General features: G+C 34.7%; 23 protein-coding genes. 21 read left to right on the top strand and 2 right to left on the bottom strand.

The features are described from left to right. The first annotated feature begins 151 nt into the window (after positions 1–151). The 3 genes from ACQ33O_RS02420 (at position 152) to ACQ33O_RS02410 (ending at position 3,537) form a co-directional block, all read left to right on the top strand. The gene (locus ACQ33O_RS02420) at positions 152–1,174 is read left to right on the top strand and encodes a hypothetical protein (RefSeq protein ID WP_430993959.1); all 1,023 of its coding nucleotides are present in this window, start codon (positions 152–154) and stop codon (positions 1,172–1,174) included. Between the two features lie 145 nt (positions 1,175–1,319). Continuing rightward, complete coding sequence (locus ACQ33O_RS02415; RefSeq protein WP_430993958.1) at positions 1,320–2,330, top strand: hypothetical protein; 1,011 nt, start codon at positions 1,320–1,322, stop codon at positions 2,328–2,330. Then, positions 2,323–3,537, top strand: a complete 1,215-nt coding sequence (locus tag ACQ33O_RS02410; protein WP_430993957.1) for an O-antigen polymerase — start codon at positions 2,323–2,325, stop codon at positions 3,535–3,537. The genes ACQ33O_RS02415 and ACQ33O_RS02410 overlap by 8 nt, the downstream gene beginning before the upstream one ends. A gap of 14 nt (positions 3,538–3,551) precedes the next feature. On the opposite strand, the gene ACQ33O_RS02405 is transcribed toward ACQ33O_RS02410, so the two are convergent. After that, on the bottom strand, positions 3,552–4,514 hold the full coding sequence (locus ACQ33O_RS02405) for a methyltransferase domain-containing protein (RefSeq protein WP_430993956.1): 963 nt from the start codon (positions 4,512–4,514) through the stop codon (positions 3,552–3,554). Positions 4,515–4,803: 289 nt separating this feature from the next. Here ACQ33O_RS02405 and ACQ33O_RS02400 point away from each other — a divergent pair, with 289 nt between their 5' ends. From ACQ33O_RS02400 to ACQ33O_RS02330, 15 genes are all read left to right on the top strand, one after another. Further along, a complete protein-coding gene (locus ACQ33O_RS02400; protein WP_430993955.1) occupies positions 4,804–5,871 on the top strand; it encodes a glycosyltransferase in 1,068 nt (355 codons plus the stop codon). 80 nt (positions 5,872–5,951) lie between these two features. Then, complete coding sequence (gene rfbB, locus ACQ33O_RS02395) at positions 5,952–7,001, top strand: dTDP-glucose 4,6-dehydratase (RefSeq protein WP_430993954.1); 1,050 nt, start codon at positions 5,952–5,954, stop codon at positions 6,999–7,001. Between the two features lie 109 nt (positions 7,002–7,110). Beyond that, positions 7,111–7,476, top strand: a complete 366-nt coding sequence (locus ACQ33O_RS02390; RefSeq protein WP_430993953.1) for a four helix bundle protein — start codon at positions 7,111–7,113, stop codon at positions 7,474–7,476. A gap of 43 nt (positions 7,477–7,519) precedes the next feature. Further along, entirely contained in the window at positions 7,520–8,383 is an 864-nt protein-coding gene (gene rfbA / locus ACQ33O_RS02385) for a glucose-1-phosphate thymidylyltransferase RfbA (protein ID WP_430993952.1), read from the top strand. A 41-nt stretch (positions 8,384–8,424) separates the two neighbouring features. Next, on the top strand, positions 8,425–9,801 hold the full coding sequence (locus tag ACQ33O_RS02380) for a lipopolysaccharide biosynthesis protein (protein WP_430993951.1): 1,377 nt from the start codon (positions 8,425–8,427) through the stop codon (positions 9,799–9,801). A gap of 46 nt (positions 9,802–9,847) precedes the next feature. Then, on the top strand, positions 9,848–10,729 hold the full coding sequence (locus tag ACQ33O_RS02375; protein ID WP_430993950.1) for an FkbM family methyltransferase: 882 nt from the start codon (positions 9,848–9,850) through the stop codon (positions 10,727–10,729). Positions 10,730–10,780: 51 nt separating this feature from the next. After that, on the top strand, positions 10,781–11,734 hold the full coding sequence (locus ACQ33O_RS02370; protein WP_430993949.1) for a GDP-mannose 4,6-dehydratase: 954 nt from the start codon (positions 10,781–10,783) through the stop codon (positions 11,732–11,734). A 3-nt stretch (positions 11,735–11,737) separates the two neighbouring features. Continuing rightward, positions 11,738–12,850 (top strand): glycosyltransferase family 4 protein, encoded by a 1,113-nt coding sequence (locus tag ACQ33O_RS02365; protein ID WP_430993948.1) that lies wholly within the window; start codon positions 11,738–11,740, stop codon positions 12,848–12,850. Positions 12,851–12,928: 78 nt separating this feature from the next. Further along, positions 12,929–13,837, top strand: coding sequence for a glycosyltransferase family 2 protein (locus ACQ33O_RS02360; RefSeq protein ID WP_430993947.1), 909 nt, complete (start codon positions 12,929–12,931; stop codon positions 13,835–13,837). Positions 13,838–13,854: 17 nt separating this feature from the next. Further along, positions 13,855–14,610, top strand: coding sequence for a glycosyltransferase family 2 protein (locus ACQ33O_RS02355; protein WP_430993946.1), 756 nt, complete (start codon positions 13,855–13,857; stop codon positions 14,608–14,610). A gap of 6 nt (positions 14,611–14,616) precedes the next feature. Continuing rightward, complete coding sequence (locus ACQ33O_RS02350) at positions 14,617–15,699, top strand: glycosyltransferase family 4 protein (protein ID WP_430993945.1); 1,083 nt, start codon at positions 14,617–14,619, stop codon at positions 15,697–15,699. Beyond that, positions 15,696–16,934: a glycosyltransferase gene (locus ACQ33O_RS02345; protein WP_430993944.1), complete on the top strand. Its 1,239-nt coding sequence runs from the start codon at positions 15,696–15,698 to the stop codon at positions 16,932–16,934. The genes ACQ33O_RS02350 and ACQ33O_RS02345 overlap by 4 nt, the downstream gene beginning before the upstream one ends. Next, entirely contained in the window at positions 16,935–18,029 is a 1,095-nt protein-coding gene (locus ACQ33O_RS02340; RefSeq protein WP_430993943.1) for a glycosyltransferase family 4 protein, read from the top strand. Between the two features lie 66 nt (positions 18,030–18,095). After that, entirely contained in the window at positions 18,096–18,998 is a 903-nt protein-coding gene (locus ACQ33O_RS02335; RefSeq protein WP_430993942.1) for an SDR family oxidoreductase, read from the top strand. 23 nt (positions 18,999–19,021) lie between these two features. Further along, positions 19,022–20,167 carry an acyltransferase family protein gene (locus ACQ33O_RS02330; protein WP_430993941.1) on the top strand — a complete coding sequence of 382 codons (1,146 nt, stop codon included), beginning with the start codon at positions 19,022–19,024 and terminating at the stop codon, positions 20,165–20,167. Here the strand turns inward: ACQ33O_RS02330 and ACQ33O_RS02325 are convergent. Beyond that, positions 20,141–21,481, bottom strand: coding sequence for a hypothetical protein (locus ACQ33O_RS02325; protein ID WP_430993940.1), 1,341 nt, complete (start codon positions 21,479–21,481; stop codon positions 20,141–20,143). The two genes, ACQ33O_RS02330 and ACQ33O_RS02325, sit on opposite strands and share 27 nt — an antisense overlap. 105 nt (positions 21,482–21,586) lie before the next feature. On the opposite strand from ACQ33O_RS02325, the gene asnB reads away from it, so the two are divergent. The 3 genes from asnB (at position 21,587) to ACQ33O_RS02310 (ending at position 25,663) form a co-directional block, all read left to right on the top strand. Continuing rightward, a complete protein-coding gene (gene asnB / locus ACQ33O_RS02320) occupies positions 21,587–23,506 on the top strand; it encodes an asparagine synthase (glutamine-hydrolyzing) (protein ID WP_430993939.1) in 1,920 nt (639 codons plus the stop codon). Positions 23,507–23,585: 79 nt separating this feature from the next. Continuing rightward, positions 23,586–24,545 carry an NAD-dependent epimerase/dehydratase family protein gene (locus ACQ33O_RS02315; RefSeq protein WP_430993938.1) on the top strand — a complete coding sequence of 320 codons (960 nt, stop codon included), beginning with the start codon at positions 23,586–23,588 and terminating at the stop codon, positions 24,543–24,545. Then, positions 24,542–25,663, top strand: a complete 1,122-nt coding sequence (locus tag ACQ33O_RS02310) for a glycosyltransferase family 4 protein (RefSeq protein WP_430993937.1) — start codon at positions 24,542–24,544, stop codon at positions 25,661–25,663. The genes ACQ33O_RS02315 and ACQ33O_RS02310 overlap by 4 nt, the downstream gene beginning before the upstream one ends. Positions 25,664–25,719 lie beyond the last annotated feature (56 nt).

The raw sequence follows: 25,719 nt of genomic DNA, 5'->3' as shown, positions 1-25,719 counted from the left end.
TTGCAATAGGTTACAAACATAGAAACAATATGGTTAAAATACACTGATCCAATAATCTGGCCACAATATCTGGTTGGGGACGAAGTGTTCAGGAATACTTATCCCAACTAAATTAAGATTCCGTAATTTGCTGCTTTAAATTTTTTGCCGAATGAGTATACTTAAGAATTCACGGGTAAAAGCTTTGATAAAGATTTGCCTTATTTATGCAATAGCCGGTTTGATAGGAGGTGTTGGAGGATTTATTTATGGGATGTTTGAAAAGATAAACTATCAAAGCAAACTAACATTTGCTCTAGACGAAGGAGGAAGCGGTAGCGGTAGTTCAGGGGGCATTGCCGGCATTGCTGCTCAATTTGGATTGAGTATTGGCGGAACAAGCAATGATGTTTTCGGTGGAGATAATATTGCTGAAATAATGAAAAGCAGGCGAATGGTTGAAAGAGTTTTACTAAGTGTTGATACATTTAATAGTAAGGCCACAACACTTGCCGATACTTATACAGCTGTTTTTGGTAAAACGTGGAAAAACAAAGCAGGAACAATATTAAATATTACCTACCCGGCAGGCATCACAAAAGAAAAATTGAATTACTTACAGGATAGTATTTTGTTCTGTATGTACAACAGTATAGTTAAGGGGTCATTGTCTGCTACGAGACCAGATAAAAAGCTCAACATATTTGAAGTGAATTTTAAAAGTCCCAACGAAAGGTTTACAAAAATATTCACGGATAGAATAGTTCAGGAAACATCGCAGTTTTATATTGAATTGAGAACTAACAAAAGCAAACAAACGCTGGATGTTTTAGAGCAAAGAGTAGCAAGTTTGAAAGGTAATTTAAATAGCAGTATATCTGCAAGAGCATCTACACAGGATGCAAATTTAAATCCTGCCTTTGCTGCCTCACAAGCGCCATTACAAAAGCAACAAGTAAATATTCAGGTATATGGAGGCGCTTACGGAGAGCTATATAAAAACCTGGAATTGGCAAGATATCAGTTTCTGAAAGAGATACCTCTTTTGCAGATCATTGATAATGTAGAGTATCCAATGCAGGTAGTAAAAACCGGGAAACTTAAATATGCAATTTACTACGCATGTATTGCAGTGTTGTTAACCGCAATTGTAATGGCAATTAAAAAAAATATTTACGCTAAAGTTGAAGGATAAAAAAACCAGACGAGCAAAGTTCTTTAATTTGTCTTTGTTGTTAATTCCCGGATTTATTAATTCGGCCCTCTCTTTATTAATAGCAAGTAATCGTCTTTTTCCCGACAAAGTTAGTAGCACCTTTCTTCTACTTAGTATTGTACAAATGCAAAGTTTGGGTATAACCATTGCTAGGTACGGGGCAGATCAAATGATACTTACCCGTTTAGTACCCGGGCATATTTCGATGTTGAAAGATTTTTTCATCAAAAGAGTTTTCCCTTTGTCATTGGCATTTTGTGTATTCTTTATTTTTAATTATAGAAACCTTAGTTCTCTTACTTTTTTACTAGGGATTCCGATGGAAGTGTATGTGATCATTACGATACTGGAATTAAATGTTTCAAAAAAATACTATCACTCTTTGGGGTTGAATTTACTTGGATACCCATTGATTTTTGCTCTCTATATCCTGCTCTCATTACATTATACTTTAGGGATAGACCATATTCTATTGATTTTCCTTGGAACTTCATGTATCCGGTTTTTAGTAGCTTTTTTAGTTCGACGAAACAGAGAAAAACAGCAAGGGGTTTATATCTTATCTAATTATGTGCCCGTTCAACAGGTTACTAATTATTGGTTGTTCAAGGCAGATTATCTGATACTGTCTTCAAATTTAATGAGTACCTCACTCTTTTCTTTTACATTGCCAAACGATTATTTTTTTTATACAAGGTTCACAGAAATTTATACAGGCATTACTACTTCGCTGGCTCCTGTTTTAGCTCAGAAAAAGCTGGGAGAAAATGGCGGGGCGTCGATCATAAAAAATAAATATTATCTGGGAATCGTTTCACTATTTTTAGTGGTTCAATTAGTTGCTTCTCTTTTACTGTTAAGAAATATTGATACATTACATATACTCATGTTGATACCGTTTGCTATTACTACTTTTTTAATAGTTCCGGTTAATATGATTACCTATAATTTTTACCGAAATGATCATGTTAAACTTAGTAGCAAAATAAATATTTTTTGCTTTTTTATTGCTTGTATATTTATACTTATTAATGTGATTTTTAAACTGCCGCTCTTATTTGCATTCATTGTTCCTGTTCAATTGGTGGCATTTATGATAATTAGTAACTACTACAAATCAGTAAAAAATGTTTAGACTTAGGCATTTGTTTTTTTTACCGAGTTTTTATCTATTGGTCACTTTCACAATAGCCTATGTTTTTTATTTGAGTGATGTTATCAATTGGGAGCAACCTCCGGTTGAATTACATTACTGGAGTATCATCACAGTATTATCTGCACTACTAAGCTCCCTTGTTCACTCAAAAAAAGTTAATACGATTATTAATGAAAATACTTTCAGAAATAATATCAGTACTCCATTTCTAACCGACAATACCCGAAAGCTTTTTTTAGCAGGGATATTAATAATAGGATTGTTAGGGGTAGCAAAATATGTTTTAGACTATTCAAAATTTTTAGGTGCATTCGGGGTGTTTTACAGCATTTTTATGGAAGATACCGGTCAGTTGCGTACGTTGGCAGAAAATGTCGAGAGTGTTGGTACTCAGTTGTCCTATTTTTCATGGCTGGCAGCATTCATTATAACTGTGGATGTAGCTGCAAAGAATATCAGTAAAAAATATTTATTCCTTGTTTTTTTTATCATACTGCTAAACTCTATTTTTTTAGATAGAACAAGACCGATCTGGATAATATTTACATGTGCTTTATGCTATTTTATTACTACCTATCAATTGTATTCCAGAAAAAAAATCGTGTATTTTATTTCCGGTATGATAGCATCTTTCGTTGGACTTTTTATATTGATCGGAAGCTTGTTGGGAAAAGGCTCTTCGGATGAAAGCTACACCAAATTCAATTTGCCAAAAGAAGTGCAACCATTTTTTTTATACCTCACTTCTTCATTTGCCTATTTAGGAAGACTGTTTTATTACGATGCACCAAACGACTATTTACCGGTACGTATTGCTTACCCCGTAACAAAGCTGATGTCGAAATTTGGATTGGCAGAAAAGCCCCCTAACCCCATATTGGAATTTTTTACTGTACCACTTTTAACGAATGTGGGCACTTTTTTAGAACCATTTTATCAAGATGGAGGAAGACTTTTTTTAGCGTTTGGTATCATCTTGCACACTTTTCTGTTTGACAAAATAGCGATGTATTTTATGAACAGAATTTCACCTGCATCAATCATCGCAATTTCAACATTGTGCTTTATAAATTTTATTGCATTTTTTGTTCCTAAAGTAACCACGCCGGCAGTATGGCTAATTTTGGCTTTTTGTTTCATCCTTACAAAAATTGATTTCCCTAAAACGGTAAAAGCAACTACATAAAAATTGACATTGTTTTAAATGCCCTTAAAAGCTTTGATCAACTCTTTGTCGTCTAATGCGGTATTACTCTTTTTACCCATGAAATAAAAAATAGAAGCTGCGTCATAACCTCCAGGTTTATCTTTTAATAGGTAGTCGAAATATTTTAGAAAAAATGAGGTGGAATAAGCAAATGTTTTTAAAATATTTTTCATCAAACGATTGCTGGCAAAACTCATAATAAAATAGCTATATGCCCATGCAAGGCTTGTGCCCGGCCCAGCAACACAACCCGATTTCATTTCTGTAAAATTTCTAAAAAGCCGTCTGTGTCCAAGGTGTGTATATCTGGTAAAATCGTATTGACGCATATGAACCTGTTGCATAAAAGGTGTTTCTGCATACACCATAGCGTCTGTGGCAAGTACACGATGTATTTCGGATACACATCTTATTGGATCAACTACATGTTCTAAAACTGCCTGCGCTATAACTAAATCAAAGGTTTTGTCTGCAAAGGGAAGATCGTGACTATCACAAATTATTTGAGTCCTTGGTCCGTAGGATACATCCGTTTCAATAATTTCAATTTGTTTGGACGAAAGAAATTTATCCATACCCCTGCCCGCAATACCCCCACCGATAATGAGCACTTTTTTTACAGAGCCGTCACCATTATTCGCTTTGATCAATTCATTTAATAAATAGGCATAATTTTTTTCAGCAGCAAGATTGTGGCTGATAGATGGAACCAGTTTTTTCATCCATTTTCCAAAACTGCCCTTTCGTTCTTCCGACATGGAAAATGTTGTTTCTTCTGTTGTTTCGAAAGATTGTATAGTAAAAAGACTATTGTCCTCATTAATTAAGATCGGCGTGTTGTTATATACAGGATAGGTTGACTTGCATATGGAATTAGTGCAAACGATTGCTGCATTTATTTTATTTACTGATGATTTACATTTTGGGCAGACGAAAATGTCTAAATAATCTTTCATGAATTAACGGACAACTATTTTTTGAAATTACTATAATTGTGTAAGGTAATATAAAAATAATGGGTAACGTTGTCAATATGTAATAATTCTGCCTTCATAGTTTTTTAGTAACTCACATTTTTTAAAACTGAGTATTTTATTAGTGCCACATAAACGAATGGAAAATAGTGAAATATATCCCAAACCCCTTATCTTTGGCCGAAATTTATATAGCAGGTTATACCATTTACACTAAAATACTTTAGACTATACCAGTTATAGCTGCCAAATCGTAAGCAAATACTTTCGGATGAAAAAAATTCTTTTTGTAGTTCCTTTTCCTAAAAAAATATATCCCTCGGAACGGTTCAGGATTGAGCTTTACGAAAATACTTTGCGTCAAAACAATTTTGATTTTAAAACAGTTTTTTTTTGGGATAATCATGCAAGAAATATCCTTTATAATGAAGGGCGGGTTTTTCAAAAAATGTGGGGGGTGGCTAAAGGGTTTTATCGAAGATTTAAAACACTTTTTTTTGTCAATCAATACGATTACGTTTTTATTCTTAGAGAAGCATCTCCAATTGGCCCGCCAATATTTGAATGGCTCTACGCAAAAGTTTTCAGAAAAAAATTGATCTACGATTTTGATGATGCAATCTGGATACCTCAAATATCAGCCAGTAATTCCTGGGTGAAATCTGCCAAAGCTTTTTGGAAAGTGAGAAGAAATTGCCAATGGGCATATAAGGTATCGGTAGGTAATAGTTTTTTATATAGTTACGCCATTCAGTACAACCACAATGTGATCATCAACCCTACTTGTGTGGATACGGTTAATAAACATAATGTTGTTAAAGAACAGCATACAGACAAGATCGTTATTGGATGGACGGGTTCATTTTCAACATTGCATTACCTAAATGAGATAATATATGTTTTGCAAGAGCTTGAAAAGCATCACGAGTTTGAATTTCTGGTAATTGCAGATCAGAATCCTAACCTGCCACTAAAAAGCTTCAGGTTTTTAGAGTGGAATGAAAAAACTGAAGTAGCAGATCTTATTCATTGTAATATCGGCATTATGCCTTTGTATAATAATGAGTTTACAAGAGGCAAATGCGGTTTTAAAATAATCCAGTTCATGTCTCTTGGTATTCCGGTGGTTGCATCGCCTATTGGTGTAAACGCACAGATAATTGATGAACAAGTAAATGGCTATCTATGTCAATCTAAACACGAATGGCTGGAAGCGTTGGAAAAACTTTTGTCCGATGCTGAACTACGCAAATCAATGGGTGAGGCTGGCCGTAAAAAAGTAGAAGCGGAGTATAGTGAAGCATCTAACAGAGCCAACTTTCTTTCCTTATTTGAATAGTTTTTACAGTGGCTTTAAGCCCCAATGCTCTGTTTTTTAGCCAAATAATGCCTATTTTCGCCCCCTAATAGCATAAATAGATGTCAAGTAGTATTTTAATTACAGGCGGCGCCGGTTTTATTGGTTCTCATTTAGTTAGATTGTTTGTAACCAAGTACCCTCAATATAATATCGTAAATCTGGATAAGCTTACTTATGCAGGTAATCTCGAAAATTTAAAAGATATAGAGAATAGGCCGAATTACTCTTTTGTAAAAGGCGATATAACCGACCTGCAATTACTTAGAAATTTGTTTGCAGAGCATAAGTTTTCAGGAGTTTTGCACTGTGCCGCCGAAAGTCATGTTGATAGATCAATTACCGACCCCTTGGCTTTTGTTACCACTAATGTTTTAGGAACAGCCACCTTATTGCTAGCCGCAAAAGAAGCATGGGACGGTGTTTATGATGGAAAAGTATTTTATCATATTTCAACAGATGAAGTTTATGGCTCTTTGGGAGAAGAAGGCTTCTTCATAGAAGAAACGGCTTACGATCCACGTAGTCCGTACTCAGCTTCAAAAGCATCATCCGATCATATGGTAAGAGCATTTTACCATACGTATCATTTCCCGGTAAAAATTTCTAATTGTTCTAATAACTATGGTCCATTTCACTTTCCAGAAAAATTAATTCCGCTTTGTATTCATAATATCATCAACAATAAATCATTGCCAATTTATGGCAAAGGAGAAAATGTGAGAGACTGGCTTTTTGTTGAAGATCATGTTAGAGCAATCGACGTAATTTATCACACAGGAAAAATTGGAGAAACCTATAATATAGGTGGGCACAATGAATGGACCAATATTGCATTGGTAAAAGAATTGTGCAGACAAATGGACGAAAAGTTGGGTAGAGAAAAAGGGACGTCTGAAAAATTGATCACTTATGTGAAAGACAGAGCAGGTCACGATTTACGTTATGCCATAGATGCCACCAAATTAAAAAATGAATTGGGATGGTTGCCATCACTTCAATTTGAAGAAGGGATTTCTAAAACCATTGATTGGTATCTTGCTAATACAGAATGGTTGAATGATGTTACCAGCGGAGCATATTTGGAGTATTATAATAAGCAGTATAGTTAATTAGTTTAGGGAGTTTAGAGGGTTTAGGAAGTTTAGATGCAACCTAAATGTTAAAGCAAAGGTCTTAATAGATTAGATAATCATTTGATCTGTTAAAATCCGAACTAAAATGAAAATATACTCTTTTGAAAAATTAGAATGTTGGCAACATGCAAGAAAACTGGCAGTATGGGTATATAAGCTAACAAGAAATTTTCCGAAGGATGAACGCTTTGGATTGATAAGCCAAATGCGAAGAGCTGCAATTTCGATTGCATCAAATGTAGCAGAGGGAACATCACGTAAAACAAAAAAAGATCAGGCTCACTTTAGTGTAATAGCATATAGTAGCACAATAGAATTATTGAACGATTTGATAGTATCAAAAGATTTGGATTTTTTAACTGAAGAAATATATTTTGAGGGTAGAGAGTTAATAGAGAGACAAACGTTTTTGATTGCCCGATTGAGAAAATCGCAGCAATTAAGTTCCTAAACCCTCTAAACTCGCTAAACTCCCTAAACCATCTAAATAAAAAATGAAAGGAATAATATTAGCAGGCGGCTCCGGTACAAGATTGTATCCTATTACAATGGGAATTAGCAAACAATTGATGCCCATCTATGATAAGCCGATGATCTATTATCCATTAAGCACATTAATGCTTGCAGGTATAAAAGAAATTCTCATTATTACTACACCTGAAGATCAGGATCAGTTTAAAAGATTATTAAAAGATGGTGGTCAGTGGGGATGCAAGATAGAGTATGCAGTGCAGGAGGTTCCAAACGGACTTGCTCAGGCTTTTGTTATTGGAGAAAAATTTATTGGAAAAGATAGCGTAGCGCTTGTATTGGGAGATAATATTTTTTATGGTAGCGGGTTTAGTAAATTATTGCAGGAATCTGCAAAGGCCGAAGGTGCTGTGATCTTTGCTTATCCTGTTAGCGACCCTGAAAGATATGGCGTGGTTGAGTTTGACGATAAATTCAATGCTATCAGTATTGAAGAAAAACCTTCTGAACCAAAAAGTAATTACGCAGTACCCGGTTTGTATTTTTATAATAACGATGTAGTGGAAATTGCAAAGAACATTAAACCAAGCGCAAGAGGTGAATACGAGATCACTACAGTGAACGAGATATACTTAAAAAACAAAAAATTAAAAGTTGCTGTACTCGATAGGGGTTTTGCATGGTTAGATACCGGAACTTTTGATTCTTTGAGCGATGCTACCGAATATGTTAGAGTAATAGAAAAAAGACAAGGGCTTAAGATCGGGTGCCCGGAGGAAATTGCATACCGCATGAATTTTATCGATAAACAAAGTCTTTTAGAGCTTGCTCAACAATTAAGTAAAAGCGGGTATGGCGAATATTTAAAAAGACTGTTGAATAAATAGTACTTTTAATTAATACCGGTCTTAAGAATCATATCAATTTAATGTCAGGACCAACAAATATATTTACAAGAGCAAAAGGAATTATCTCTGACAAGTTTTTTGCAAACACACATCACCGTGATAAAAGTGTTTTTAAAAATGTTGGTATTGGCTTTGCATCTAAAGGGCTGAGTATTTTTATCAGTTTTTTACAAATTCCCATTACACTAAGTATTTTATCAAAGGCGGAATATGGTGTCTGGCTCACACTTTTTTCAATAGCCGGGTGGTTAGCCTACTTTGATCTCGGATTAGGGAACGGACTTAGGAATAAACTTACAGAAACGCTTGCTGAAGAGAATTTGATCAAGGCTAAAAAGTTGGTCAGTACTGCATATGTAGCACTTTCTACCCTTTTTCTATTTGTCATTATTTTATTTGCAGCCATCATTCCGTTCATCCCTTGGACTAAAGTGCTCAATACAACGGCGATTTCAGAAACAGATTTGCAAATTTTGGTGTATTGCTGTTTTATCTGCGCCATTGTAAACTTTGTTGCTAATTTGATACAAACCATTTTAGCAGCGAATCATCTCTCCGGAAAAGGGAATATGCTCTCACTTTACAATCAGGTATTGATATTGTTGTCAACCTTGCTAATTAAATATCTTCATCCTGATAATGCATTTTTATTTATAGGCATTATTCTTTCTATCGCACCTTTATTTGTAAATATCACGGCCTCAATAATTTTTTTCAAGGGTAGATTTAAAACAATTGCTCCAAGTATTAAGCAGTACGATAGATCATATCTTAAAGAGGTAATGTCAATCGGACTTAAATTTTTTGTGATACAGGTTGCGGTCTTAATTATTTTTTCTACGGATAATATTCTGATTACTCAACTTTATCTTCCCGAAGAAGTTGCGTCGTATAACTTCGTTTATAAATACTTCTCGGTGATCTCTTTATTCTTCGGAATTATTGCAACCCCTTTGTGGACAATGTACACCGATGCGTATAAGAAAAATGATATTGTCTGGATGGAGAACAATATCAAACGTTTATTAAAACTCTTTGTTGTTGCCGTTTTTGGAGTAATATTAATGACTTTACTTTCTGATTTCATAATGCATATATGGTTAGGAAAATCCTATAACTCTACCATGTTATTTGTATTTGTTGTTGGAGTATATACATTGCAAACAGTATGGAATAATATTTTTGTATTGCCGCTAAACGCAATGGGTAAATTAAATTTGCAAATGGGATTGGCCATTTGGGCTGCAGTAATAAATATACCGTTGGCAATTTTATTAAGTCATGTTATTCATACCGTGGTATCAATTGTGATAGCAAATATTTTATCGCTGCTCTTAGGGTCTATAGTATCTTACTTACAGTTCTATAACGAAATGAAGAAACTAAAGGTAACATAGGCTAAGGGCAATAACATCTTAATAACGGGTAAAAACACATGCAAAAATGAATTTTAAACAATTTATTCCGCCTATCATTTTTGATGTTTATCAAAGGCTTATATCTTCAAAGAACACGAAGTATAAAATCGGAAAATACCGAATTGAAATTCCACCTAATTTTGCCTTGCCGGGTTTCCAAAAAAAATTTAAACTATACGATAGGTTTTTGCCCGTTCTGGTTTCTAAGTTTGAACCGGAAAAAACTATTATAGATGTAGGGGCAAATGTTGGTGATACAACAATTGCAATGATACAGAAGTGTAAAAATCGTATAATCTGTATTGAACCTTCTTTGGTTTTTCTGCCCTTTTTAGAAAAAAATCTATCAAAACTACCTTTTGAGGATCAACAGAAAACGGCGATTATAAAAAAGCTAGTTGGAACGGGATCTATATCCGGAGAATTAACACACACAAACGGCAGCACTGCTCATGTAAGAATAGTTGAAGGTGCTAATACGCATACGCCTTTAGATGATCTGATTACAGACATAGCGAATGTTATTTTGTTAAAGGTAGATACTGACGGATTTGATTTTGACGTGATCCGATCCGCCCAAAAAATATTGTCTGCATCAGAACCAATTTTATATTGGGAAAATGAAATAGCTGAAAATTTTCAGTATAAAGGGTTTGATGAGCTTTATGTATTCTTAGCCAAACATGGGTATTGCTATATTTATGTTTTTGATAATTTCGGTAACTTGATAACAGAAGAGCATGACTTTGAAACGTTAAAAAATATCAATACATACATATACAGTATGAAGAAGAATGAGTGTACACGAACGATTTATTATGTTGATGTACTGGCAGTCACAAAAAAGAATTATTTAGTAGTAAAAAATGCAATTGATACATATAAAACAGAATGGATAAAGAAATAATACCGGTTTTGTAAATTGGTATTCTATACTTGATAAAATTGGTATAATAAAATGAGAAAAATATTAGTTACAGGAGTTTCGGGTTTTGTAAGCCAATACTTGCTTAAGTATTTGTCATCACTTGATGGCATTTATGAGATATATGGCATTACAAGAAACAGGATCGATTTCCCTGAATACAAAAATTTACAGATAAAGCTTTTTGATGCAGATCTGCAAAACTCATTATTGCTTAGAGATATAATCGAATCTGTACAGCCGGATACGATCATACATCTTGCATCGGACAGTAGTGTGGCTTACAGTTGGCAAAAACCCATCGAAAGTTTTCAAAACAACACAAATATATTTCTGCATTTAGTAGAAGCTGTAAGGTTGCTTAATGTAAAATGCAGAATATTGTCCATCGGTTCATCGGAAGAGTATGGAGTAGTAACGCAAGATGCACTGCCTTTGACTGAATCATCTCCGCTTAATCCTGTTAGTCCCTATGCCGTTGCAAGAGTATCACAGGAAATGTTGAGTAGTGTTTATGCCAATGGTTACGGATTAGATATTGTTATGACCCGTTCTTTCAATCATATTGGATCTGGGCAAAGAGAAGCTTTTGTTATTTCATCATTTGCAAAACAAATAATAGAACTAAAGCTTGGTAAAAGAGCATCCATTGAAGTAGGGAATGTTGATATAGTAAGAGATTTTCTGGATGTTACTGATGTTGTAAAAGCGTACATTTGTCTCCTTGAAAAAGGGAAAAAAGGCGAGGTTTATAATGTTTGCAGTGGTAAAGGGTATTCGTTGAAAGAGTTAATAGAGATCATGATGAAATTGGCTGGTGTGAATTCGGGCTACAATATAAATGCAAAACTGATAAGACCTTCAGATAATCCGATCATTATCGGCAGTAATAAAAAAATAAAGGAAGAGTGTAATTGGCAACCCGAAATAGCAATCGAAGAAAGTTTATCTAAGATGCTCGATCACTGGGCTGAAAAATTGAAATAATCAATGAAAGTATTGTTCGATCATCAAACATTTATTTATCAGAATTACGGCGGCATTTCAAGATATTTTATAGAGGTAATAAGTGCATTAAAACAAAAATATCCTGCAGATATTGATCTGCCATTGCTGTATTCTCACAACGAACATTTGATCGAGAAGCAAATGAACCCTACAAAACCCATTCTCAAAAAAATAAAAGGTGGGTGGAGAATACAGCATCTTATGGCCCGTTATAACCGAGTAGTCATAAAAAAAAGATTAGCTAAAGGTGTAGATGTTTTTCACCCTACTTATTTTGATACTTATTATTTAAATAGTTTAGGCAAAGCCCGTTTCCTGCTTACTATTTATGATATGATACATGAGAAAAGGCTGGTTGTAACAGATAATACAAAAGCAAACCTGGAGGTTGTTACAAATAAAAAAATATTAGTAGAAAGAGCAGACAAGATCATTGCAATATCTGAAAGTACAAAAAAAGATATTATTGAAATATATGGGACTGATCCCGATAAGATAGAAGTGATCTATTTATCGAGTTCATTGCAACCCGTCAAAGAGTACAGCCCGTCAATAAAAATACCTGAGAAATATATTTTATTCGTAGGTAACAGAAGGAGCTATAAAAATTTTGAGTTGTTTTTTCAATCGGTATCATCTTTATTAAAAGAAGATAAGGATCTGCATATAATATGTGCCGGGGGGAAAAAATTTTCAGAAGCCGAAATAGCTAATATAGAGTCTTTCGATCTTCAAAGCAGAGTATTGCAAATGAATTTTGATGATAAATTACTTGCCTGGCTGTATCAAAATGCAATCTGTTTTGTATTCCCTTCATTGTATGAGGGTTTTGGTATTCCAACATTAGAAGCTTTTGCATGCGGTTGCCCGGTGGTGTTGAGCAATACAAGTTCAATGCCCGAAGTTGGCGGCGATGCAGCAATGTACATAGATCCGTCGAGTAGAGAAAGTATATACAATACAGTAAAAAAAATAATTGAAAGCCCTTCTTTACAACAAGAGATGCGTACAAAGGGCTACGAACAATTAAAAAAATTCAGTTGGCAAAAATGCGCCGATGAACATTATCATTTGTATAAAAAAATAATCAAATGATTTCTCTTTAAAACCAATTCTCTTTTTGAAAAGCCGTGAACAGATAATAATAAGAAAATACTAAAAGGTATATTTATCATGCAGCGGCCCTCTATAAATATTCAACAAGGAGTGAATTTCCCAAAAATATCTATTGTTACACCTAGCTATAATCAAGGAGCCTATTTGGAAGCAACCATACTATCCGTATTGGGTCAAAACTATCCGAATATAGAATATATTATAATGGATGGGGGTAGCACCGACAATTCGGTGGAGATCATAAAAAAATATCAGCAACATTTATATTATTGGCGAAGCGAAAAAGATGAGGGACAAGCTGCTGCCATCAATGCAGGATTTAAAAAAGCAACGGGAGATATTTTAATGTGGCTCAATAGTGATGATATGTTAATGCCGAATGTGTTAAATACAATTGCTACTGTTGCAGTGAATGAAGGAGATAAATTATTTGTTGGTAATTGTATTCATTTTCATGAACAAGATTCAGGGGTTTTAAGATCATGGGGTAGTAGCGTACCGACAAAATGTGTTAATCTTCAACTGGCATTGATAGACTATATCATACAACCCTCCAGTTTTTGGACAAAAGCAGTTTGGAATAAAGTTGGTCCGCTTGATGAAAAACTGCATTTTGTATTCGATTGGGAATGGTACCTTAGGGCCCAATCGGAAAAAGTGGAAATTAAAAGCATTAATTTGTGCTTATCACTTTATAGAATTCACGAAAAACACAAATCATCTAATGGTGGAGAAAAAAAGTTAGATGAAATAGCGACTGTTTATGAAAAATACATTCCTGAAAAATTATCTTTATATCAAAAGCTGAGAAAAAGGAAAAAAAGATTTTTTTCAAAAGCATTTGAAAGGATCTATTTCGTGTCAGGAAAAAAGCATCAGTACGGTGTATGGTTTAAAATTTTTTATCCGCTTCAATTCAAGGGGCATACATCTTCTGAGATCAATATGGTATTGGGGATGTTATAAATATATTCAAAACAAATATGGCAAATCTTATCAGCATAATCACAATTAACCTGAACAATAAAGCGGGTTTATTAAAGACTATAAACAGCATTTTTAGTCAACAATTTCTTGATTATGAACTAATAATTATTGACGGCCATTCTACTGATGGGAGTAAAGAGTTAATTGAGCAAAATCAATCACGTATTGCTTATTGGGTTTCAGAAAAAGATGCCGGTGTTTATGATGCAATGAATAAAGGAATTGGACAGGCAAAAGGGAAATATTTGTTTTTTTTGAACTCGGGAGATTGTTTTACAGACGCAAATGTTTTGAAAGGGATTGCCGATTGTATGTCAACGGGAGACTATGATTTTGTGTACGGCAATGTTATTTATAATAATAGACCGATCAAATATAAAGATGAACTAAGCCTTTATTATATACTAAACATGGGAATGTGCCACCAAACACAATTTTTGAAGAAATTACTGTTTGAAAAGTATGGGTATTATGACACTGCATATAAAGTCACTGCCGATCATTGTAAATTAATCTTATTTCTGGCAAAATATAATGCAACATATAAGCATGCAAATATCGATGTTGCAATAATAGAACCCGGAGGAATGAGTACTGTGTCGATCGACTCAAACAGGCAGGAGAGACATTTGTTTATGCAAAAGGAATTTCCTTTACTAACAGATGATTATATTTTACTGCGTCGCTATAAAAAACTAAATATCTTTGAACGAGCTAAAAATTTAATAATACGAAAATTTTCAGCTAAGTAAAAAGTGTTGAAGAAGATACTACATATCATTGATAATTTTGGCGAAGGCGCAGGAGCGGAACATATATTACTTGGTACACTAAATAATTTAAAGGGCTACGAAAATTATTTGCTGTATTTTAATAAACCGGACGGCCTTCTTCGCAAACTTACTGCTCCAGTAAATATTATTTTCTATCCGGTTAATGGAAAGTTGGATATGGTAAAAGCCGCTTATTATGTAAAGAAAGTTGTGGCGGATAATAAGATAGATATTGTTCATGCTCATCTCACTCAATCGATCATAATCACAAAGTTTGCAAGGCTTAAATCAATTCCTGTTTTTATAACCTATCATTCTATTATTTTTCAAAAATATAAATGGGGGCCAATACCAACACTTCCATATCTGGCACATTTATTAAGCCATAAAAAAAATCAGGTATCTATCGGTGTTAGTAATGCTGTGTTAGATGAGCTGAAAAAGAAATTCGGAGTAAATGAAGACATTCACACTGTACATAATTTCATCGATAAAAAATTTTTTCAATCCAGGCTTGCCTCATCTAAAAAAAATAATGTCTTCAAAATTATTTGTGTAGGCAATATTCGAGTAGAAAAAAATTTTGACCTGATCTTTGATGCTTTCAAAAGTAAATTTAAACATCAACAAAATGTTGAATTGGATGTTTGGGGTGCTAATCGTACATCGATCAATTATCAATCTCAATTGAAACAAGAAGGGGTGCATAATGTACATTTGAAAGGACCCGGCGCTGATATAGCCGAATTAATGCCTCTGTACGATTTGTTTATATCATCAAGTAGATACGAGTCTTTCGGAATATCTGTATTAGAAGCAATGGCTTGCGGAGTGCCTGTTTTGTTGAGTGACATCCCTGCTTTCAAAGAACTGTATACCGGTTATGCAACTTTTTTTAAATCAAGATCTGTTGGAGATTTTACAAATAAGCTCAATGCTATTCTATATGACCCGAAAAATTTAGAGGAAATGAAAACAAATGCATTTAACTATGCAAAAAAATTTTCAGTTCAAAATACCACAAATGCATTAGTGCGATTGTATAAAAATTACAGTTCGGAACTATGAGTAACACAAAACAGATATTATACATTTCTTACGATGGCATGACTGACCCTTTAGGACAAAGCCAGGTATTGCCTTATATAGCTGGGTTATCAAAACATGGCTATCAATTTACATTGCTCAGTTGTGAAAAACCCGAGGCATATAAAATAAATAAAGAAGTGATTGAAACAATATGCAAACAGAATAATATAGATTGGCAACCTGCTTTTTATACCAAAAAACCACCGGTGCTTTCTACCATAAAGGATATCAGGGCACTTTCTAAAAAAGCCTTTCAGTTACATAACCAAAAGCAGTTTGCAATGGTACATTGCAGAAGTTACCTGGCATCATTAATAGGATTAAAACTCAAACAAAAATTCGGAGTAAAATTTTTGTTTGATATGCGTGGGTTTTGGATAGATGAACGGCTGGATGGAAATCAATGGAACTTTAAAAATCCCATTTACAAAATTGTTTACCGCTATTTTAAAAAGAAAGAAAAGCAATTTCTAGAAAATGCAGATCATACCATTTGTCTTACCTATGCTGCAAGAGAAGAGATGTTCAAATGGAAGCACATTGAAAAAGATCCGCTGGATATTGCTGTAATACCCTGCTGTGCAGATGCAGCACATTTTGACCCGGCAAAGATCGATCCACAACAAAAGCAACAACTTCAACATGCACTGGGAATACAACAAAATGAATTTGTGTTATCTTACCTTGGTGGACTTGGATTATGGTACATGTTGAGTGAAATGCTTGACTTTTTTAAAGTACTGCTGGAATTTAAACCCGATGCCAAATTTTTAATTGTTACGGCAAATGATAACAAACAGATATGGGATGCGGCAGCAGAAAAAAATATTCCTGCAGAAAGAATAGTAGTGCGTAAGGCTTTGAGAAAGGAAGTGCCGCTTTATGTGTCATTAAGCACATTGACCATCTATTTTATAAAACCTACTTATAGTAAAATGAGTAGCAGTCTTACAAAACAAGGAGAAATTATGGCAATGGGTATTCCGGCCATTACAAATTTAGATCGGGGAGATACGGCTTCAATTGTAGAAAAGTATGATTCGGGTATTGTTGTTAACGATTTTTCTACCGAAGCGTACAAAAATGCAATTTTAAACTACTTAAACCGTAGCTTTGACCATAATAAGATCAGAGAAGGAGCATTGGATTACTTTGACTTATCAAAAGGTATAACTAAATATAATTCTATTTACAAAATTTTACTATCAGCTTAATTGGAAAAGAATAAGCGAATACTTATTATATGTCCTTATCCGGTAGGGGTAGCCGCCGGGCAAAGGTTAAAATACGAGCAGTACATCGGCGACTGGCAGGCCAATGGCTATCAGATAGATATTTCGCCATACATGCGTATGCCCATGTGGAATATTGTTCACAAAAGCGGCAATCATTTCTCTAAGATTTTATATACGGTTGAAGGAATATTCAAAAGAGCTTTTGAAATATTCAAATTAAGAAAGTACGATCTGATATATGTTCATATGTATGTTACGCCTATTGGCACTTCTTTCTTTGAACGTATATATCGGGTATTATCAAAAAAAATGATTTTTGATCTGGAAGATAATCGATTTTTAGGTGCAAGTAAAGAAACCAGCGGTATTGCACAATTGCTGAGGAGTATTGCAAAGACCAGTTATCTTGTTCGAAAATCAGATCATGTAATTACCAGCTCTCCTGCTTTGAATGATTTTTGTTTGGAGCTGAACAGAAAAAGAAAATGTACCTACATTTCATCCTCCATCAATACAGAAAGATTTGTTCCCAATAATACTTATTCTAATGATCGAAAAATAACTATTGGTTGGACTGGTACTTTTAGTACAAGGCCCTACCTCGATCTATTAAGACCGGTTTTTATTGAATTAAAAAAAATCCGTGATTTTAAATTATTAGTGATAGGTAATTTTGAATATTCTTTCCCGGAAATGGATATCGAAGTACTACAATGGTCTGCCGAAACAGAGGTAGAAGATCTGCAAAAAATGGATATTGGAGTTTACCCGCTGCCAACCGATAGTTGGGTAATGGGAAAAAGCGGATTGAAAGCTATTCAGTATATGTCTTTCGGATTGCCTTGTATTTCAACCGACGTAAGCACCGTACAACGATTTATAAGAAATAATGAAAACGGATTTTTAGTAACAACAGATGAAGAATGGGTTGCGGCATTGGTTAACTTAATAGATAACCCCGATACCAGAAAACGGGTTGGCGAAAATGCCAGAAGAACAGTTTTGGAGAAATTCTCTACTGATGTTGTAAAAAAACAATATTTAGCGGTGCTTAGAAACACTATTTCTACGTGATATTTCCACCATAAATCAGTGGTTTTCTGTTAATTAATTGTGCTTTATCTTTGCAAAAATTTTTGAATGAAAAAGAAGATATTTATTGCCGGAGGCGGAGGGATGCTTGGAGAAGGATTCTATCAGGTGTTTAAGGACGAATACGATCTTCTAATTACAGATATCGATACAAATGAGCCCTGGATATCATATTTAGATTTTAGAGATGCTAATGAGTATAAAAAACAGGTAAAAGAATATAAGGCCGATTTTTTATTTCACCTTGGAGCACATACAAGTCTTGAATACTGCGACAAGAACCCGGACGACGCTTACGAAACCAATACATTGGCTGTAGAGAATGCAGTACATATAAGTAATGAATTAAACATTCCATTGTTATACATTAGTACAGCAGGTATTTTTGATGGTAAGCAGGAAACTTATGATGATTGGGACCTACCTAATCCGCTTGGCCACTATGCAAGAAGCAAATACATGGGGGAGTTGTATGTGAAAGAGAACAAAGGGAAACACATTATCTGCCGTGCAGGATGGATGATGGGGGCCGGTCCGAAAAAAGACAAAAAATTTGTTCAGAAATTAATGGCACAGCTTAAGGAAGGGAAAAAGGAATTATTTGTTGTAAATGATAAATTAGGAACCCCAACCTATACACATGATTTTGCCAGAAATGTAAAATTGCTTTTAGAAAATGAATACTGGGGTTTGTATAATTTAGTTTGTGGAGGAGAAACCGGAAGGTTTGAGGTAGCCGAAGAATTATTAAAATTGTTAGGAAAGGAAAACGAAATAAAATTGACTGCCGTAGATTCCGATTATTTTAAAAAAGAATTCTTTTCTCATCGTCCGGCAAGTGAGCGTTTGATCAATGCAAAACTTATTTTAAGGAAATGCAATATTATCAGGGATTGGAAGACCTGTTTAAAAGAATATATCGATAATTATTATCAGGGGTATTTAGATTAATATTTGCATTCAAAAAAAATATTTTGACGCAATTACCACTTCGCAAAACAGCAATCAATTTCGCCATTCTCGATTCATTGCGGGGGTTAGCTTCTTTGTATGTTTGTATAGCCCATTGCCGGGGTAACCTTTGGATAGGAGGTGAAAAGTATCTTCAGCAACATCCTTTCAATACGTGGAATATACAAGATTGGATCGTGATGTTATCTATGTCTCTCACAAAATTAAGCGGCGAAGCCGTTATTTTTTTCTTCGTGCTTTCGGGTTTTTCTATTGCACATAGTCTGCAATCGCAGCCATCGGTTAAGTTGTTCCTACTCAAAAGGTTTATTCGCCTTTACCCGCCATATCTCTTGGGGTTCCTGCTGGCACTGCTTTCTGTGGTATTATTGAAAACTAATTATGATCTGTATTTATCAGGAAGATACGAAACACATACATTCGATCTTTTTAAAAACAGCGTAGTGTTATTTGAACCTCAAACTATTATTAACACGCTATTATATCAGCCCCTACTTGGCACAGTTATTACGCCATATTGGTCGTTGGTGTACGAAGTGATATTTTATGTAGCTGCAATTTTCTTTGTAAGAAACCTAAAATGGTATTATTGGGCAAGTGTCATTTTTTTTATCGCAGGGATAGTGATAGAAATAACCATGCCTCAATTGCAACTCAACAGTATCTTTCTGAAATTTATTCTTAGATATAATTTTTATTTTATGATAGGTATTTATACTTATCATAATCTGGAAAGACTAAAAGAAATGAAAATAATGAATAGTAGTTACTGGATACCGGCCTTGCTGATCATGTATGCTGCTATGATTGGAGTAGAGTCTTTGATAAAAGAAAGATTCAATTTATCTTTTATTATAGCTGCTGTTTGTTGTGTTACCATGATGGTAGTTTTTCTGAAGAAAAACATCCAGATCAAATTTCTTCAAAAAATAGGACAGTACAGTTATACGCTTTATGTTGTGCACTTCAGTGTAATTACAGCCATCGTGTGGTTTTTGTTTTCTGTAGTAAAACTAACACCTCCCGATCTTAATAATTTCTTCTTGTGGATGCCCGCTGTATTTATTTGCCTGGGAGTTTCTTACCTCATGTACCTGTTGGTGGAAAACCCATCAAAAAAACTATTGAACAAGCTCAGACGTAGGTAATTTCTTCTTTTTACATTCTGCCAGTATCAAAAACAACATCAGTAAAAAAAATGGGAAACATGGGATCTTGTATCGTACCAGTGTTCCGAAATTAAAAGAAGAGATACCCACAAACGTTCCGAAAATTACGCAGTACACAAAACAAAATGTAATGAAAGAATTTCTGATTACCATTGAAAAAAAACGGTATATCCTTGCTTTGAATAATACATAAAGAAATAAAATAAATACTGCTGTACTCTCCAGTGCAGAAAACAGCATGATCGGTTTACGAGATTCCCATAAATATGGCCTGAAGAATGTAACATTCAATGCTGCCGGCATTGTTGATACAAACGACGATATGGTGGCGTCAACATTCCCTATATCGTAGGCCGACCCATCATTTTTTTCGGCTACCCATTTCAGGTATTTACCCGTCATCGTACTTTCTATTAAAACGTCTTCAACTTCTGTTTTTATAATATCCGCACCTACCTGACTTATACCAATTGCAAAAATGGCTAGTATACCTATTGAGATCAATGCTTTTGCAAATAATTGTGCAAATACATTTTTGTTTTTTTCAACAAGAGAAAACAATACCCAGATCATTATTGAGCCCCCAAAACTAAGTAGTATATAAGACTTGATAACAGCCAGCAAATAACCACTGTATAAGCCAATGATCAACCATTTTAAAACCTTTTCTTTTTTAAACAGTATTTGATGGATGCTTACAAACAAAAGCGATAGAGCCGAAATACAAATAGTGTCTTTTAGTATTCCGGAGCCCCATAACACTAAACTCGGCACATAAAAAATTGCCCAGGGTGAGTATTTTTTTATTTGCGGAAATATCTCATTTATTTTTTTATAAAATCTCCACAAACAAAAGAAAGAAATATTTGCAAAAAGCATGGTAGTAACCAGCATACTTCTAAAACAAAAGAACTCTAAAAAAGCGGCAAACTTACAAACCAGCCAAGTATTGGCAGGAATGGCAAACCTGAAGTTTTCAATGATAGGGCGAAGGCTTTCAGACCATGTATCCGGGTCTCCTCCTGTGAAGAACATTTTTAATCCTATAACAGGGTCATGCAAAAAAATAGAATTCAATAATCTGCCATCATTGTAATAAGCAGTTGTATCTCCTCCCGGGTAGTAAATATTAAAAAGAGTTGTACCTACAATGGCTCCAATAAATTTTAAATGAAGACTCCTTTTGGCAAGTTTGATTTCTGTTTCCCCTCTTCTTTTTAAAATACCCATACTGATCTTTGTGAGCAAGATCCAGTATATCGGTACCAATATCAGCTCATAATATTCCAGCATGTTTCGCTGGAAGTTATAGTCTAAATCCGTAAAATTTGGAAGGTTTAAGAACACCATTTGACAAATGTAGTAACTTTGGTTTTTACATCGGATAATACAACCTCAATGTGTGGAATTTCGGGCATTTATGCTTTTAATGATAACGGTAAACAATACATCAATAAACTTCCGCTCTCATCCCGTGCAATAAGCAGCCGTGGCCCCGATTCCGAAGGGTTCTTTTATCACGAGCATGTTGGCTTTGCACACCGCCGGCTTTCTGTAATTGATACATCGGCAGCGGCCAACCAGCCAATGATAGATGCATCGGGCAGGTATCATATTATTTATAATGGCGAAATTTTTAATTACAAAGAACTTAAAGAAAACAAACTTCCCGATTATAAAGCTTCAACAAGTTCCGATACAGAGATATTGTTACAACTTTATATTCAATATGGGGCAGCGTGTTTGAAATGGTTAAAAGGATTTTTTGCATTAGCTATATATGATAAAGCGGAAGATGAATTGTTTATTGCAAGAGACAGATTTGGGAAAAAACCTTTGGTCTATTATAAAGATGCCGATAAGTTTATTTTTGCTTCGGAGATGAAAGCAATACTGGCTTTTGATATCCCTAGACAAATAGATCATGCTTCGGTATATCAGTATTTTCAATTGAATTATGTGCCGTCGCCTGCTAGTATTTTTTTGAATGTAAGCAAGCTTCCGCAAGGATATTATCTTACCATCAAAAAAAATATTTTCAGCATAGCGGCTTATTATTCTATTGAACCTTCAATAAATGAACAGATCAGCTACGAAGCAGCACAAACGAAGTTGACGGAATTGATGGATGTGGCTGTACAAAGAAGATTATTGTCAGATGTTCCTTTAGGAGCTTTTTTAAGTGGCGGTATAGATAGCAGTGTGGTAGTTGCCTTAGCATCTCGGCACACAAACCATCTGAATACATTTTCTATTGGGTATAAAGATGAACCCTTTTTTGATGAAACGAAGTATGCTAATCTGGTAGCAAAAAAATGCAATACCAACCATACTGTTTTTGCTTTGTCGAATGATGATTTTTTACAGCACTTATTTGAAGTGCTGGATTATATTGATGAGCCTTTTGCTGATAGTAGTTGCCTACCTACCTATATTTTATGCAAGCATACCCGAAAAAAGGCAACCGTTGCGTTAAGTGGCGATGGAGGTGATGAGGTTTTTGCCGGTTACAACAAACATGCTGCAGAACATAAAATGCGTCAACAATCGTTGGTTAACAGCATCGTTAAAAATAGTGATTGGCTGTGGCAGTTATTGCCAAAATCCCGTAACGGAAAATTATCTAATCTTTTTCGTCAGTTACATCGTTTTGCAGAGGGTGGTAAATTAAATGAACAAGACAGGTATTATCGTTGGTGTAGTATCAGTACACCCGATGAAGCAATGCAAATGTTTTCTCCGGCATTTCAGCAAAATATCGATCTCAATAATTTTATAAAAAGAAAGAATCTCATTACCGGGTATATCCAAAATGATAAAGACTTTAATCAACTATTACAAGCCGATATGAATGGGATGCTTGTAAGTAATATGCTTTTTAAAGTAGACATGATGAGTATGGCAAACAGTCTTGAAGTACGAAGTCCTTTCCTGGATGCCGATGTGGTTGATTATGCATTTACTTTACCGGCATCTTACAAAATTGATAATAGTTTAAAGAAAAGGGTTGTGCAGGATGCTTTCCGTGGTATACTTCCGGAAGAATTATATAACCGACCTAAGAAAGGCTTTGAAGTCCCGTTATTAAATTGGTTTAGAAATGAGTTACAGTCACTTATTAATGATAATCTTCTGAACGATGACTTTATAGCCGAACAAGGTATTTTTGAAGTTTCATCTATCCAAAAAATAAAGAAGCAGTTATTTTCATCTAACCCTGAAGATAGCCATGCCGTTATCTGGCAACTGATCGTTTTTCAATATTGGTGGAAAAAACACATGATTTTTTGGGACCCACGCAACCTTTTACTATTATAAAACAACTAAAGGAGCAACCAATAGTAATTGTACTGTTTATTTATTTACTTTTGGGGCAATTTAAGGGTAAGGTTATTTTATGCAAGAAAAAAGAGTTGAAATACTGGTAACGGGAGGGGCAGGTTTTATAGGAAGTCATTTGGTAGAGAAATTGATTCAAAATAATTACGCTGTAACAGTTATTGATAATTTCGATCCTTTCTACTCAAAGGAAATAAAGCAAAAAAATATCTCTGCTTTCATTGATAATCCGCTAGTTACATTTGTTGAGGTAGATATTTTAGATGAGGAGGCCTTTCATCAAAAACTTTTAGGAAACTATGAAGTAATTGTACATCTGGCAGCCAAAGCCGGTGTTCGTCCGTCCATTGAAAATCCCATCGCTTATCAGGATGTAAATGTAAAAGGTACCCAAAATCTTTTGGAGTTTGCCAGGCGTAAAAATATCAAACAGTTTGTTTTTGCATCTTCTAGCAGTGTTTATGGTATCAATAAAAACTTTCCATGGAAAGAAAGCGATGCAGTATTGAATCCTATCAGCCCCTATGCCAGCACGAAAATTTCGGGAGAGCTTTTAGGGCATGTGTACAGCCATTTATTTGGCATCAGATTCATTGCGTTACGATTTTTTACGGTTTTTGGTCCCAGACAGCGACCAGATCTTGCCATACATTTATTCAGCAAGAAAATATTGAACAACGAAAAAATCACACTTTTCGGTAACGGAAGTACTCGTAGAGATTATACCTATGTGGCAGATACGGTTCAAGGCATTTTCAATGCCATTCATTATACCCGAACGCCATTTGAAGTATTCAATCTTGGAAATCACCATACCGTTTCATTATCGGAAATGATAACAACAATAGAAGATGTGCTGGGAAAAAAAGCAATAATTCAGCATTTGCCTGAACAAATGGGAGATGTTCCCATTACCTTTGCTGATATATCTAAAGCAGAACAACTGCTGAACTATATGCCCAAAACCAATTTTAAAGAAGGAATCGTTAACTTTAAAAATTGGTTAACCGCACAATGAAAAATATAGCCATAGTATCCAACACATCCTGGTATGTGTATAATTTTCGCAAAGGCTTCCTTAGCGAATTGATACAATTGGGCTATGGCGTTTTTGTAATTGCTCCTAAAGATAAGTTCGTAAAAGAGATAGAAGAGATTGGCTGCACTTTTATTGAACTTAAACAAATACAGAACAAAGGGAAAAACCCTTTTCAGGAAATGTTGCTTACGCTGGAATTGAAAAAATATTTCAAAAAGAACAAGATCAACTTTGCATTATTCTACACGCCTAAAATAAATATTTTTGGAAGCATTGCTACCAAATTTTCCAAAACCAAAGGTATTGCAACCATTAATGGATTGGGTTTTGTGTTTAATGAAGGGCAATCAAAACTGTTGCAAGGCATTGTAAAAAAATTATACGGCTTTGCTTTCAGTGGTTTGCCGGCTGTCTTCTTTCAAAATGAAGATGATAAAGAATTTTTTATTCAATCCAAGATCATCAAAAGCAATCAACAGGTTTATGTGGTAAGAGGATCGGGTGTTAATCTGGCGGAATTTTATCAAAAAACAAATTTCACTTCTACATCGCAGATCACTTTCTTGTTATCAGCCAGGTTAATAAAGGAAAAAGGTATCGGCGAGTATCTGGAAGCAGCAAAGATCATCAAACAAAAATATCCGAATGCAAATTTTGCATTGTTAGGTGTTGTTGCCGATAATCCTTCCGCAATACCAATAGAAATAGTTAAACAATTAAATGCCGAAGGCATAATTGAATACTGGGGCTCAACAGATAATATGAGTGTAACTTTTGATAAAGTTGACGTAATGGTGCTGCCATCCTACTATAGGGAAGGGATTCCTAAGGTTTTGATAGAAGCATTATCTAAGGGTTTGCCTGTAATAACAACCGATAATGTAGGTTGTAAAGAAACGGTCGATGACGGCAAGAACGGTTTTCTAATACCTGTTAAAAGTGTTGATGCACTTGTTTCTGCAATGGAAAAGATCATCAACCTTTCTCCCGAACAGCGTATTGAAATGGGAAAATATAGTCGCCAAAAAGCTATACAGGAGTTTGATGAAAAGAATAATCATCAACAATACATTGATGTTATCCGTAAGATCGGGTAGACATTTTTACTTTCGTTCACTTTTTTCCATGTATTTATATTTTTGTGATTAAACAA

The sequence above is a fragment of the Ferruginibacter sp. SUN002 genome, from assembly GCF_050611725.1.
In the GTDB taxonomy this organism is placed as follows: Bacteria; Bacteroidota; Bacteroidia; order Chitinophagales; family Chitinophagaceae; genus Ferruginibacter.
This window is presented reverse-complemented; position numbering and strand designations above follow the sequence as displayed.

Excerpts from the sequence above, each read along its gene's own strand:
- ACQ33O_RS02420 (WP_430993959.1), top strand. The coding sequence starts at position 152 with ATGAGTATACTTAAGAATTCACGGGTAAAAGCTTTGATAAAGATTTGC.
- ACQ33O_RS02415 (WP_430993958.1), top strand. The coding sequence starts at position 1,320 with ATGCAAAGTTTGGGTATAACCATTGCTAGGTACGGGGCAGATCAAATG.
- ACQ33O_RS02410 (WP_430993957.1), top strand. The coding sequence starts at position 2,323 with ATGTTTAGACTTAGGCATTTGTTTTTTTTACCGAGTTTTTATCTATTG.
- ACQ33O_RS02405 (WP_430993956.1), bottom strand. The coding sequence starts at position 4,514 with ATGAAAGATTATTTAGACATTTTCGTCTGCCCAAAATGTAAATCATCA.
- ACQ33O_RS02400 (WP_430993955.1), top strand. The coding sequence starts at position 4,804 with ATGAAAAAAATTCTTTTTGTAGTTCCTTTTCCTAAAAAAATATATCCC.
- rfbB (WP_430993954.1), top strand. The coding sequence starts at position 5,952 with ATGTCAAGTAGTATTTTAATTACAGGCGGCGCCGGTTTTATTGGTTCT.
- ACQ33O_RS02390 (WP_430993953.1), top strand. The coding sequence starts at position 7,111 with ATGAAAATATACTCTTTTGAAAAATTAGAATGTTGGCAACATGCAAGA.
- rfbA (WP_430993952.1), top strand. The coding sequence starts at position 7,520 with ATGAAAGGAATAATATTAGCAGGCGGCTCCGGTACAAGATTGTATCCT.
- ACQ33O_RS02380 (WP_430993951.1), top strand. The coding sequence starts at position 8,425 with ATGTCAGGACCAACAAATATATTTACAAGAGCAAAAGGAATTATCTCT.
- ACQ33O_RS02375 (WP_430993950.1), top strand. The coding sequence starts at position 9,848 with ATGAATTTTAAACAATTTATTCCGCCTATCATTTTTGATGTTTATCAA.
- ACQ33O_RS02370 (WP_430993949.1), top strand. The coding sequence starts at position 10,781 with ATGAGAAAAATATTAGTTACAGGAGTTTCGGGTTTTGTAAGCCAATAC.
- ACQ33O_RS02365 (WP_430993948.1), top strand. The coding sequence starts at position 11,738 with ATGAAAGTATTGTTCGATCATCAAACATTTATTTATCAGAATTACGGC.
- ACQ33O_RS02360 (WP_430993947.1), top strand. The coding sequence starts at position 12,929 with ATGCAGCGGCCCTCTATAAATATTCAACAAGGAGTGAATTTCCCAAAA.
- ACQ33O_RS02355 (WP_430993946.1), top strand. The coding sequence starts at position 13,855 with ATGGCAAATCTTATCAGCATAATCACAATTAACCTGAACAATAAAGCG.
- ACQ33O_RS02345 (WP_430993944.1), top strand. The coding sequence starts at position 15,696 with ATGAGTAACACAAAACAGATATTATACATTTCTTACGATGGCATGACT.
- ACQ33O_RS02335 (WP_430993942.1), top strand. The coding sequence starts at position 18,096 with ATGAAAAAGAAGATATTTATTGCCGGAGGCGGAGGGATGCTTGGAGAA.
- ACQ33O_RS02325 (WP_430993940.1), bottom strand. The coding sequence starts at position 21,481 with ATGCTGGAATATTATGAGCTGATATTGGTACCGATATACTGGATCTTG.
- asnB (WP_430993939.1), top strand. The coding sequence starts at position 21,587 with ATGTGTGGAATTTCGGGCATTTATGCTTTTAATGATAACGGTAAACAA.
- ACQ33O_RS02315 (WP_430993938.1), top strand. The coding sequence starts at position 23,586 with ATGCAAGAAAAAAGAGTTGAAATACTGGTAACGGGAGGGGCAGGTTTT.
- ACQ33O_RS02310 (WP_430993937.1), top strand. The coding sequence starts at position 24,542 with ATGAAAAATATAGCCATAGTATCCAACACATCCTGGTATGTGTATAAT.